Here is a 12510-nt window from a genome sequence, read left to right on the forward strand (position 1 = left end):
CTTAATCTTTTATTAACAGGTTGATAACAACGCACTTACACAAGATTATTTCTTTACCCACTACATCCTTAATGGCTCTTTCCATAAATCCACACCGCTCAACCCTTATTTTCGATAAATTCCTAACCAAGGCACCAAAGCACTAAACCATTTTCATTACCAATTACCTAAAACCTCATTGTTTCACACCAAAACACTAAGTCCCGAAACCTCCCTTATCTATTACCATGAAGTCACCATTGCCACCAACCTCAAATCATTCTAACCCTGCACTGACAACTCATAAAATCAAAAGAACCAACACACTCCATTTACACATTAATACAAATACCATCTCCTATATATACTATCACAAAAAAAACACCACATAACCACTAATAACAAATCTCGAGAAAAATAGACTCAAAGTCAAAACAAAAGAACTCTAATCTTATTTGAGTTACACATCCAACAAATCTGCAAAAGGTAAAAAAAGAACTATAGTAGCAATGGTTGCAGGAACTAAAGCAGAAACAGTTATTGCAATTATTGAAAAAATCCCTCTGAAAGAACGAAATCTAGTAAAAGAAATCACTTTTGATATGGCCAGTAATATGGGATTGATTGCAAAGAAATGTTTTCCTAATACAACTCGTATCACAAACCGCTTTCATGTTCAAAAGCTAGCGTCAGAAGCACTACAAGAAATCAGAATCAAATACCGTTGGTAAGTCATAGATTTAGAAAACGAAACCATAGATAATACTTAAAAAAAAAAGTGAATTTTGAACCTAAAATACTTTCAAATGGAGATACCCTTAAGCAATTACTAGCCAGGAGCAGGTACTCCTAATACAAAAATCAAAGCTGACTCTTAATTAATCTAATCCAAGAGTTCCGAAGCATCTTCGAGAATACAAAAGATAAAATCATTGGTTTTGCAAAATTAGCCAAATGGCACGAAAAAGTAAATCAATCTGGATTTAAATCTTTTAGCACAATCTCACGTACAATTATCAATCATTATCAAACCATATTAAACTATTTTGATAATAGATTCTGCCGAATCATTCAATGCTAAAATAAAAACGTTTAGATCTAAATTTAGAGGAGTAAAAAATATAAAATTTTTCCTTTTTAGGTTAACTACTATTTATTCTTAAATTTTATCGCTCCACAAGTTTTCGTTTTAATCTCTCTTTTTGCTTAATCCCCAACTTTTGCGTTTGATCCCTTTTACGCATGATCCAATTTTTTACAAAAGTTTATTCCACAAAAAAAGCCTCGAATAAATTCGAGGCTTTTGCTTTTTTGGGTGGATGACCGGGTTCGAACCGGCGACCCTCGGTACCACAAACCGATGCTCTAACCAGCTGAGCTACAACCACCATTTGCTTAGCGGTGGCAAAGATACAACTAAAGTTTACTTCTGCAAATAAAAAAACGAAAAAATTTCATCTTTTTTACAACAAATCTCCTAAACTATTGACAACCAAATATCTTTCAACAGTAAAGCCTTCAGCAAAATCTACCCCAACTAACCTCCCTAAGTCTTGCGCACGATAATTTAAGCTTTCAAGAAAGTTTTTACTCGTTATCGGAGTAGCTGGTTCTTTAGAATTGGCATCATAAAACTGCGATCCATATGCTAAAATCGATTCTACTTTCTTTTCAGTAAAGCCCGTGATGTCTACAACAAAGTCTGGCTCTATATTTTTCCACTGAATATAATGATATACAACCTTAGGACGCCATGCAGTTTGTTGCTCGCCGTTAAGAGTAGTTTCTATCTTCATTAAACCAGACAAAAAACAAGCATCAGAAACCAACTTACTCCCTTTTCCATGATCAATATGGCGATCATCGATAGCATTACACAATACAATCTCAGGTTTGTACTTACGGATCATTTTTATGACTTCTAATTGATGTGTTTCGTCATTTACAAAAAAACCATCACGCATTGCTAAATTCTCACGTACAGAAACTCCTAATATATTTGCCGCAACTGCAGCTTCCTGATCTCTTAATTCGGCAGAACCACGTGTTCCTAATTCCCCACGAGTCAAATCGACAATACCTACTTTTTTCCCTAAAGAAATCTCTTTTAAAATTGTTCCGGCACAACCTAATTCTACATCATCTGGATGTGCGCCAAAAGCTAATATATCTAATTTCATATTTTTATTTAAAATTTAATTTGAGTTTTAGTTTTGAGTCCTAACTAATTCTACAGCCCTATTCTCTTTATTCTATATTCAAAACCCTCTTCATGGTCATTGATTTATTCACACTTTCCTCCCACTCTTTTTCGGGAATACTTTCTTTTGTAATTCCGCATCCCATATACAAAATCGCTTCAGAACAGCGTATTTGCATACTTCGTAAATTTACAAATAAATCAGAGCTTATCGAGTCTGATGCGAAACTGCTATTTAGTTCACCCAGAAAACCAGTATAAAAAGTTCTATTGTAATTTTCGTTTTCCAGAATAAATGCTCTGGATTTCTTTTTCGGATAACCACAAACTGCTGGTGTTGGATGCAATAAATCGATTACCTCATCTAAACTAGAATCGGTATTTAACGCCCCCGAAATATCAGTTTTTATATGCCAGATACTTCCTGCATTAGCACTATAGGGAGCTGTAACTTCTACTGATGAAGCAACGTCCTGCAATCTTTTTACGATAAAATCAGTAACATATTGCTGCTCGTCTTTTTCTTTTTGATGCCAAACAACTTCTGAAGCCAAAGTAGCCTTTTGAGTTCCTGCCAAAGCAGTAGTTTCAAAAATATTTCCATTTGCTTTAAGCAATTGCTCAGGCGTTGCTCCCATCCAGAAACCAACTTCGGGATGATAAAAACAATACACTAATGTTGTTGGGTATAAATTTGCCAGATTTTGAAAAGTTTCGACAAAATCAAAATCGTTTAAAGGAACAATTTCACTACGAGATAAAACTACTTTCTTGAACTCATCATTCACAATCGCTTTAACACCATTAGCAACTAATGTTTCAAATTGTTTTTTAGCTTCAGTATCAAAACCAGAATCAGCAATATCTAATAAGCTTACAGATTTATGCTCTAATTTACTAGTGCAAATTTCAGATTCATTTTCAGGAATAAGAACAAGTTGTTTTTTATCAAAAGAAGCAAATACAAACCCCTTTTCTTTATAATCCACAACCTTATACAACGCATTATTTTGTTGCAATAAAGCAATGATAGTATCCGATTTCGGCTTTTTATAAAGTACAAAAGGCAACTGTTGCTCTTTGTGTTTCTTAATTTTAGAAAAAAAATCATTCATAATTTCCAGATTACTTTTTTTGTTTATCCAAAACCATATTTGTTAATTTACACAACGAAACTAAATTACCTTCTTCATCTGTAATTTTAATTTCCCATAAATGTAAACTCCTCCCTTTATGGATAATTCGTGCTGTGCCGTAAACAAAACCTTCACGGATGCTCTTTAAATGATTAGCCGAAATTTCGATCCCACGTACTTCTTGTAATTCAGGATTTATATAAAAAAATGACGCCGCACTACCTACACTTTCAGCAAGTGCTACAGATGCACCTCCGTGTAATAAACCCATTGGCTGATGAACTGCTGGATTTACTGGCATTCTGGCAACTAAAAAATCTACTCCAGCATCTATATATTCAATTTTCAGGGTTTGCATCAAGGTGTTTTGCGAAAACTGATTGCAATGTTCTAATATTTGTTCTTTACTAAAATTCATTTGTTTGACTTTAAAATGTAAAATTAAATAAAAGATAAGTCACAAAACAGCAAATACAATTCTAAATTAAAAATCAAATGTTAATCGAATTACTTTTTTGCTATTTTTACATAAATTCTATTCAAATGCGTACTTTTTTTTTACTATTTACTATTGGAATCCTTTTAGCAACAAGTTCCTGTAGAAGTGATTTTGAAACCGTTGCCAGTACTGGAGATTTAGTTTTCTCAAAAGACACCATTTATCTAGATACAGTTTTTTCTAATATTGGTTCGAGTACCTATCAATTAAAAGTCTACAATCAAAGTAAAAAAGACATTACAATTCCAACAATCAAACTAGGTAAAGGATTAAGCTCAAAATACAGAATGACAGTTGACGGAATGCATGGTACTGAAGGAAAAATCTTTAGCGACATCACACTTTTGGCTAAAGACAGCATGTATGTTTTTATAGAAACAACTGCTGCAATTGCCGATGCAAACCCAACCGATTTTTTATACACCGACCAAATTCAATTTGATAGTGGTGCAAATCTTCAAAATGTAGAATTAGTAACACTAATTAAAGATGCGACTTTTTTATATCCAAAAAAATCCTCTGATGGAACTACAGAAACATTACCAATCAATGGTAAAGAAGTAGAAGGTTTTTACTTGGAGGATTCTGAATTACAATTTACAAGCCAAAAAGCATATGTGATATATGGCTATGCTGCTGTTCCTGAAGGAAAAACCGTAACGTTTGATGCTGGCTCAAGGGTTTATTTTCATTCAAATTCAGGACTTTTGGTTAGCAAAAACGCAAGTCTTAATGTAAATGGCGCACTATCTTCTACAGAAAAACTTGAAAAAGAAGTTGTTTTCGAAGGAGATCGCCTAGAACCTTTATATTCGGATATCCCTGGACAATGGGGAACTATATGGCTTGCCAATGGTAGCACAAATAACATTATAAATCATTTAACCATTAAAAATGCAACTACAGGATTGTTTATAGAAAATAGTGATCAAACGACTGTAAGCATTAAAAACACACAAATTTACAACTCAGTAAATCATGGTATTTTAGCCGAAAACGGAAAAATAAAAGGTGAAAACATTGTAATAAACCGTGCAGGATTATCGAGTTTAGCCTGTTTATATGGTGGAAATTATGAATTTACACATTGTACATTTAACAACAATTGGCAAAGTTCTCAGCAAAGTGCAGTTTCTCTAAGTAATACTCTCGCGGGTGCAACTCCAGAATCTAAAGATTTAGTAAAAGCAACTTTCAATAACTGCATCATTTACGGCTCAAATACTAACGAATTGTCATTAGACAAAAAAAACACTTCGGCTTTTGTATACCAATTTAACAATTCATTAATCAAGTATAGCAGTACAAGTACAAATCCAGATTATCAGTTTGATAAAGACCCCCTGCATTATAATGGGATTATACTAAATCAAGATCCAAAATTTTATAAAGTTTCTCAAAATAAATTTAATATTGATACCAGTTCTGGCGCTTTCGCAAAAGGAAACCAGACCTATAACATTTCGCTAGATATCATAGGGAATACTAGAACTTCTCCACCCGATTTAGGAGCTTATCAAAGTATGCCCTTTCCAAAATCAAAATAAAATCGAAACAGTTATTTATCTTTATTAAAAAGACTTGGCATCTCTGCGACTTAGTGAGAAATAAATTGAACTTGTAAAACCTACCTTTTTTATAATGCCCTCAAAGACGCTAAGGCGCAAAGCTATCTTCAAATTAAATCTTCATAATAATTGCGAGTAAGAAAATACCTCAATAAATTAAACATCTCTTAACACAAAACATTCCTAAAAGATGTAGATTTGTTCAAATATAAAACTAACCAATTTAAAATCAATTTTTTAAAATATTTTTATAATTTCTATTTTTTTAACTCAACCTAATTAATTATGAAGAAAATCTACTCTTCCATTTCATTACTGCTTTTTAGTTTTGCTGCTTTTGCTCAAATTCCTTCAGGGTATTACAACACTGCAACCGGAACAGGTTATACCCTAAAAACTCAATTATACAACATTATCAAAGGACATACCGATAATGGATATGCTGGCTTATACACTACATATCAAACATCTGATATAGATAATTTTTATGAAAATGACGGAAGTGTATTAGACATGTATTCTGAAAATCCATCAGGAACAGATCCTTATAACTATAGTATAGCAACTACACAAAGATGTGGTAATTATTCATCAGAAGGAGATTGTTACAACAGAGAACATATAATACCACAATCAATATTTAGTAAAAAAGCTCCAATGGTTTCTGATGCTCATTTCATTGTACCAACAGATGGAAAAGTAAACGGAATGCGATCTAATTATCCGCACGGCGTTGTAAACACACCTACATATATTTCTAAAAACGGGGGGGAACTTGGAGCTAATTCTACATCAGGATATTCAGGAACTGTTTTTGAACCAATTAATGAATTTAAAGGAGATATTGCCCGAATGTATTTTTATTTTGCAACACGTTATGAAAATACTGTTGCTGGTTATAGTTATCCGATGTTTGATGGCTCAGGCGACAAAGTATTCACAGCTGCATTCTTAACTATTCTCTTAACATGGAATGCACAAGACCCTGTAAGTCCAAGAGAAATTGCAAGAAACAATGCTATTTATGCACGTCAAAATAATCGAAATCCATATATCGATCATCCAGAATATGTAAACCAAATTTGGAGCCCATCTAGCGATACACAAGCACCAACTGCTCCAACAAGTTTAGCAAGTACCTCAAAAACTGCCAACACTATTTCATTAAGCTGGTCTGCATCTACAGACAATGTAGGAGTTACTGGTTATAATGTATATGCTAATGGCGTTTTAAAAACTACAGTAACTGGATTAAGCGGAACAATTACTGGCTTAACTGCATCTACAAATTACAATATTACTGTGACTGCAAAAGATGCTGCAGGAAACAATTCGGCCACAAGTAATACCCTTACAGTAACAACAGATGCTGGTGGCGTAACTGACCCAGGAACAGCAACCGATTTATTATTTTCTGAATATATAGAAGGTTCTGGAAATAACAAAGCACTAGAAATTCTGAATGCAACAGGTAGTCCAGTTAACTTGTCTGGATACACTATAAAAAGACAAACAAACGGAGCTGGAGCATGGAGTACGGGGCTTGCCTTGAGCGGAACTTTAAATAGCGGAACTAAATTTACTATTGTAAATAATTTGATTGCTTCTACCTGTTATCCTAAAGCCTCAGCTAATATTTCGACAACAGCTCCAGAACTTACTTTTAATGGAAATGATCCTATGGGATTATTTAAAAACGGAGTTCTTATTGACATCATCGGAACTTTTAATGGCGGAGCAGCTGACTTTGCTGCGAATGTAACTTTAAGAAGAAAATCATCTGTAACTTCTCCAAGTACAACATTTAATTTAAGCTCACAATGGGATTCATTTGCTGTAGACTCTTGCGAAAATTTAGGAAATCGTACACTAAAAGTAACTGACCCAGAATTAGTTTCTGATTCTGACGAGATTCTTTTATATCCAAATCCTTCAGATGGTAACTTTTTTATTAATTTCGATAATTCAAATACTCCTTATACAATTGAAATAATTTCGATATCTGGACAAAAAGTATTCGAAAAAACAAACACAACCCTTGAAAACATAGCTGTAAGTAATCTACCTAAAGGATTACATATCGTTAAAGTTATAAAAGAGAAAAAAACCTTTATTAAAAAAATACTAATCAACTAAGTACAAATCAGATATCTAAAAATTTAAAAGCGGCAATTTGTCGCTTTTTTTTGTTTAACAATAAATTAAATAGCCATATCTTTCTCGCAGATTTACAGTACACTAACCAATGCGATAAGATCTGCTCAACCTGCAAAATCTGCGAGAAACAAAATGTTTGCTAATTTTCGTCCTGTGACAAGAAAAAATCATTGTATTATTTTTAAAAGAGTTGGTTTTCAAATTTGCGCTTACTATTTATTTACACTAAATTTGCGACTAAATACAACAAACCACACAACACAATGATTCATTTCTTTGAAAACCAAAGCAAAACTGTTTTTGCAGTACAAACGCAAAACGAAATTTCGGCTCAAGATATTTCAAAATTAAACTGGCTTTTTGCCAACTCCAATAAAATAGAAAAATCCGTACTAACGGATTTTTTTGTTGGACCTCGTGCCACTATGATTACCCCTTGGAGTACCAATGCTGTGGAAATCACTCAGAATATGGGTATTCCTGGCATAATCAGAATTGAAGAATTTCATCCAGCAACTGCTGATTTTTCAGATTTTGACCCGATGCTTTCGCAAAAATATACTGAACTGAATCAAGAAATCTTCACTATCAACGTACAACCAGAAGTAATTTTGGATATCGCTGATATTGCTGCTTACAACAAAACTGAAGGTTTAGCTTTAAGCCAAGAAGAAGTAGATTATCTAGACAACCTAGCTATTAAACTAGGACGTAAACTAACTGACTCTGAAATTTTCGCTTTCTCTCAAGCAAATTCAGAACACTGTCGTCATAAAATTTTCAACGGAACTTTTGTAATTGATGGCGAGGAAAAAGAAACGTCTTTATTCAAATTAATCAAAAAAACATCTCAGGAAAACCCTAACGATATTGTTTCGGCTTACAAAGATAACGTGGCTTTTGTAAAAGGACCACGCGTACAGCAGTTTGCTCCAAAAACAGCAGACAAACCAGACTTTTATGAAATAAAAGAATTTGATTCGGTTATTTCATTAAAGGCCGAAACACACAATTTCCCAACAACTGTTGAACCTTTTAATGGTGCTGCAACTGGATCAGGAGGAGAGATTCGTGACCGTCTTGCAGGAGGACAAGGTTCATTGCCACTTGCAGGAACAGCCGTTTACATGACTTCATACTCTCGTTTAGCAAAAGACCGTGAATGGGAAAATGCTGTTGACGAAAGAAAATGGTTATACCAAACTCCAATGGATATCTTGATAAAAGCTTCAAATGGAGCTTCTGATTTTGGTAACAAATTTGGTCAGCCACTTATTACAGGTTCAGTTTTAACATTCGAACATGAAGAAAACGACCGCAAAATTGGTTACGATAAAGTAATCATGCAAGCTGGAGGAATCGGTTACGGAAAATTAGATCAAGCCATTAAAAAGAAACCACAAGAAGGAGATAAAATCGTTATTCTTGGTGGAGAAAATTATAGAATCGGAATGGGTGGAGCTGCGGTTTCATCTGCAGATACAGGAGCTTTTGGTTCAGGAATTGAATTAAATGCAATCCAACGTTCTAACCCAGAAATGCAAAAACGCGCTGCCAATGCCATTCGTGGTTTGGTAGAAAGCGATAACAACCCAATTGTATCTATCCATGATCACGGAGCTGGAGGACACCTAAACTGTCTTTCTGAACTAGTAGAAGAAACTGGTGGATTAATTGATTTAGACAAATTACCTGTTGGAGATCCAACTCTTTCTGCAAAAGAAATTATCGGAAACGAATCTCAAGAAAGAATGGGATTAGTAATTGGTCAAAAAGATATTGATACGTTACAAAGAATCGCCGACAGAGAGCGTTCGCCAATGTATCAAGTTGGAGATGTAACGGGAGATCACCGTTTTACTTTTGAGTCTAAATCGACTGGTGCCAAACCTATGGATTATGCACTTGAAGATTTCTTTGGAAGTTCTCCTAAAACCATAATGAACGATAAAACTATCGATAGAAAATATGCTGCTGTTTCGTATTCAGCAAATGACTTCGAAAGTTATTTACAAGATGTTTTGCGCCTGGAAGCTGTTGCATCTAAAGATTGGTTAACTAATAAAGTTGACCGTTGCGTAGGTGGAAAAGTTGCTAAACAACAAAATACAGGACCTTTACAATTACCATTGAATAATTGTGGTGTAATGGCTTTGGATTATTTAGGTAAAGAAGGAATTGCAACATCTATCGGACACGCTCCTATTGCTGCTTTGATTGATCCTGTTGCAGGAAGCAGAAATGCAATTGCCGAATCATTATCAAATATTGTTTGGGCTCCAATTAAAGACGGATTAAAAGGGATTTCATTATCAGCAAACTGGATGTGGGCTTGTAAAAACGAAGGCGAAGATGCTCGTTTATATGCTGCTGTAGAAGGCTGTTCAGAGTTTGCAATCGAATTAGGAATCAACATTCCAACAGGAAAAGATTCTCTTTCGATGAAACAAAAATACCCAAATGATGAAGTAATTGCACCGGGAACGGTTATTATTTCAGCAGGTGGAAATTGTACAGACATTAAAAAAGTAGTTGAACCTGTTTTACAGAAAAACGGAGATTCTATTTATTATATCAATTTATCTCAAGATGCGTACAAATTAGGCGGTTCTTCTTTTGCACAAATCAGAAATACTATCGGAAACGAAACTTCGACTATAAAAGACGCTTCGTTCTTTAAAAATGCATTTAATACCATTCAGGAATTAATTGGTGACAATCAAATTCTTGCTGGACACGACATCGGAAGTGGTGGTTTAATCACAACTTTATTAGAATTGTGTTTTGCAGATGTAAATCTTGGAGCTAAAATTGATTTCTCAGCTTTCGCTGAAAAAGACTTATTGAAAGTCCTTTTTGCAGAAAATATCGGAATTGTTTTTCAGGCAAAATCAGATTCAGCTGTTGAAGCTAAATTAAATGCTAATAATATTGAATTCTTCAAGATTGGTTCTGTAACTACTACCGAAACTTTAGAAGTTGGAAATTGGTCTTTAAACATTCCGAAATACAGAGATATCTGGTTTGAAACTTCTTATTTATTAGATCAAAAACAATCTAAAAACGGAAGAGCACAAGCCCGTTTTGAGAATTACAAAAATCAAGTTTTAAACTATACTTTCCCAGCACATTTTACAGGAAAAAAACCTGTAATTGATGCTTCTAAACCAAAACCTAAAGCTGCTATTATTCGTGAAAAAGGAAGTAATTCTGAGCGCGAAATGGCAAATGCAATGTACTTAGCTGGATTTGATGTAAAAGATGTTCACATGACTGATTTAATCTCTGGTCGTGAAACTCTAAAAGACATTCAGTTTATTGGTGCAGTTGGAGGATTCTCTAACTCAGATGTTTTAGGTTCTGCCAAAGGTTGGGCTGGAGCTTTCTTATATAATGAAAAAGCTAAAACTGCTTTGGATAATTTCTTTAAGAGAGAAGACACTTTATCTGTAGGAATCTGTAACGGTTGCCAATTGTTTATGGAATTAGAAGTTATAAATCCAGAACATGAAGTACACGGTAAATTATTGCATAACGAAAGCCAGAAACACGAAAGTATCTTTACCTCTGTAAAAGTACAAGAAAACAACTCGGTGATGTTATCATCCCTTGCAGGAAGTACTCTTGGAGTTTGGGTTTCTCATGGTGAAGGAAAATTCAATTTGCCATTGGCTGAGGAAAGTTACAATATCGTATCTAAATACGCTTACGAAGGATATCCTGCAAACCCAAATGGATCTGATTATAACACAGCAATGCTATGCGATAAAACAGGAAGACATTTGGTTATGATGCCTCATATTGAGCGTTCAACATTCCAATGGAACTGGGCGCACTATCCAAAAGACAGAAACGACGAAGTTTCTCCTTGGCATGAAGCCTTCGTAAATGCTAGAAAATGGATTGAGAAAATCTAATTTTTCATACCCATACTAAAAAACTCATTCGTAACTGAATGAGTTTTTTTTTATTAAGTAAGACTACTCTCATACACAAAATTTAACACCAAAAATACAACAAGTTAATTTTCAATACATCCCATTCTGGACATAAAAAAGATAAAATTAGTGCACTAGTTTTATCTTTTTTTTTGACCTGCTTTTAGTAGTTTTGCCCTCCTGTATAAAAAATATTCCTATTTATTATGCTTCAAAAACAAATAAAACAAAACCCTAAATATCATCTTAATGAAGATCAAGAACCTGCTTTTTGTAGCTTTTTTTATTTGCCTAACAAACGTTTATTCACAAATTAAAACTAAAAAAATTACTGCTAAAAATCAAGAACGTTTCATCACTACAACAATCTCTTATCCTGTAAGCGGAATCTATTTATATGATGAAAAAAAAGAGCCAATGATTCAGTTAAATACAAATGGAACTGGAATTTATCAATACGAAGATCTTACTAAGAAAAACATCACTTGGGGATTTGAATGTTCGGAGATTGGAATCCCTTTATTTAACGAAGGTTTTGATAGTGCCTCCTATTCTCTTTGGTACAAAACCAATGATAAAGAAGACAGCGAATGGATTTATGCTCAATTCTCGATTCATTTCAATAAAAAGAAAATGTATATTTCAGGAGAAAGAGTAAAAGAATATATTGAAGAAGTAAAAAATAAAATTTTGGATTAACCATACAAATACACTTTAGTTCATTTTAACCTATTAAAACGGGCTTTTTCTTATAAAGTTGCAAAATTGTAAAGAAAGCATGAATAAACTTTATGGCTTGACAACTTTACAAAAGATTTATTCAACAGTACATTAAAGATATTTTTCTTAACTTGGTAACCTATCCTTTAACAGATGTGATTCAGAAAAAATTATCTATAACCAATATAAAAACGGTCCTTTAAATCAGATAACAAAATTTAGTTTTTAAAACAAAAAATAACATTATCATATTCTTAATTAGCAACATAAGTACAATAAAACATACCGCACGAAGAAAACGATTTCGTAATTT

Annotated in this window: 9 protein-coding genes and 1 tRNA gene; 6 read left to right on the top strand and 4 right to left on the bottom strand. The window is 33.7% G+C overall.

Features of this window, described 5'->3' with window-relative positions; all coding sequences use genetic code 11:
• The first annotated feature begins 434 nt into the window (after positions 1–434).
• Both IUY40_RS04295 and IUY40_RS19410 read left to right on the top strand, forming a co-directional pair.
• Positions 435–710 carry a transposase gene (locus IUY40_RS04295; protein WP_195735642.1) on the top strand — a complete coding sequence of 92 codons (276 nt, stop codon included), beginning with the start codon at positions 435–437 and terminating at the stop codon, positions 708–710.
• 200 nt (positions 711–910) lie between these two features.
• A complete protein-coding gene (locus tag IUY40_RS19410) occupies positions 911–1060 on the top strand; it encodes a transposase (protein ID WP_317190901.1) in 150 nt (49 codons plus the stop codon).
• A 233-nt stretch (positions 1061–1293) separates the two neighbouring features.
• Here the strand turns inward: IUY40_RS19410 and IUY40_RS04305 are convergent.
• The 4 genes from IUY40_RS04305 to IUY40_RS04320 all read right to left on the bottom strand — a co-directional run bounded on the left by IUY40_RS04305 (position 1294) and on the right by IUY40_RS04320 (position 3733).
• Positions 1294–1367, bottom strand: a tRNA-His gene (locus IUY40_RS04305).
• A gap of 75 nt (positions 1368–1442) precedes the next feature.
• Positions 1443–2159, bottom strand: a complete 717-nt coding sequence (gene bshB1 / locus IUY40_RS04310) for a bacillithiol biosynthesis deacetylase BshB1 (protein WP_195735643.1) — start codon at positions 2157–2159, stop codon at positions 1443–1445.
• A 67-nt stretch (positions 2160–2226) separates the two neighbouring features.
• Positions 2227–3294, bottom strand: a complete 1068-nt coding sequence (locus IUY40_RS04315; RefSeq protein ID WP_195735644.1) for a chorismate-binding protein — start codon at positions 3292–3294, stop codon at positions 2227–2229.
• Positions 3295–3304: 10 nt separating this feature from the next.
• On the bottom strand, positions 3305–3733 hold the full coding sequence (locus tag IUY40_RS04320; protein ID WP_195735645.1) for a PaaI family thioesterase: 429 nt from the start codon (positions 3731–3733) through the stop codon (positions 3305–3307).
• A gap of 125 nt (positions 3734–3858) precedes the next feature.
• On the opposite strand from IUY40_RS04320, the gene IUY40_RS04325 reads away from it, so the two are divergent.
• From IUY40_RS04325 to IUY40_RS04340, 4 genes are all read left to right on the top strand, one after another.
• Positions 3859–5361 carry a right-handed parallel beta-helix repeat-containing protein gene (locus IUY40_RS04325; protein ID WP_195735646.1) on the top strand — a complete coding sequence of 501 codons (1503 nt, stop codon included), beginning with the start codon at positions 3859–3861 and terminating at the stop codon, positions 5359–5361.
• Positions 5362–5667: 306 nt separating this feature from the next.
• Positions 5668–7518, top strand: a complete 1851-nt coding sequence (locus tag IUY40_RS04330; protein WP_195735647.1) for an endonuclease — start codon at positions 5668–5670, stop codon at positions 7516–7518.
• Positions 7519–7802: 284 nt separating this feature from the next.
• Positions 7803–11456, top strand: coding sequence for a phosphoribosylformylglycinamidine synthase (purL, locus tag IUY40_RS04335; protein WP_195735648.1), 3654 nt, complete (start codon positions 7803–7805; stop codon positions 11454–11456).
• A gap of 270 nt (positions 11457–11726) precedes the next feature.
• The gene (locus tag IUY40_RS04340) at positions 11727–12176 is read left to right on the top strand and encodes a hypothetical protein (RefSeq protein WP_195735649.1); all 450 of its coding nucleotides are present in this window, start codon (positions 11727–11729) and stop codon (positions 12174–12176) included.
• Positions 12177–12510 lie beyond the last annotated feature (334 nt).

Origin of the sequence: Flavobacterium sp. ALJ2 (genome assembly GCF_015594725.1) — a bacterium.
Classification (GTDB): domain Bacteria; phylum Bacteroidota; class Bacteroidia; order Flavobacteriales; family Flavobacteriaceae; genus Flavobacterium.

Excerpts from the sequence above, each read along its gene's own strand:
- IUY40_RS04315 (WP_195735644.1), bottom strand. The coding sequence starts at position 3,294 with ATGAATGATTTTTTTTCTAAAATTAAGAAACACAAAGAGCAACAGTTG.
- purL (WP_195735648.1), top strand. The coding sequence starts at position 7,803 with ATGATTCATTTCTTTGAAAACCAAAGCAAAACTGTTTTTGCAGTACAA.
- IUY40_RS04325 (WP_195735646.1), top strand. The coding sequence starts at position 3,859 with ATGCGTACTTTTTTTTTACTATTTACTATTGGAATCCTTTTAGCAACA.
- bshB1 (WP_195735643.1), bottom strand. The coding sequence starts at position 2,159 with ATGAAATTAGATATATTAGCTTTTGGCGCACATCCAGATGATGTAGAA.
- IUY40_RS04340 (WP_195735649.1), top strand. The coding sequence starts at position 11,727 with ATGAAGATCAAGAACCTGCTTTTTGTAGCTTTTTTTATTTGCCTAACA.
- IUY40_RS04320 (WP_195735645.1), bottom strand. The coding sequence starts at position 3,733 with ATGAATTTTAGTAAAGAACAAATATTAGAACATTGCAATCAGTTTTCG.
- IUY40_RS04330 (WP_195735647.1), top strand. The coding sequence starts at position 5,668 with ATGAAGAAAATCTACTCTTCCATTTCATTACTGCTTTTTAGTTTTGCT.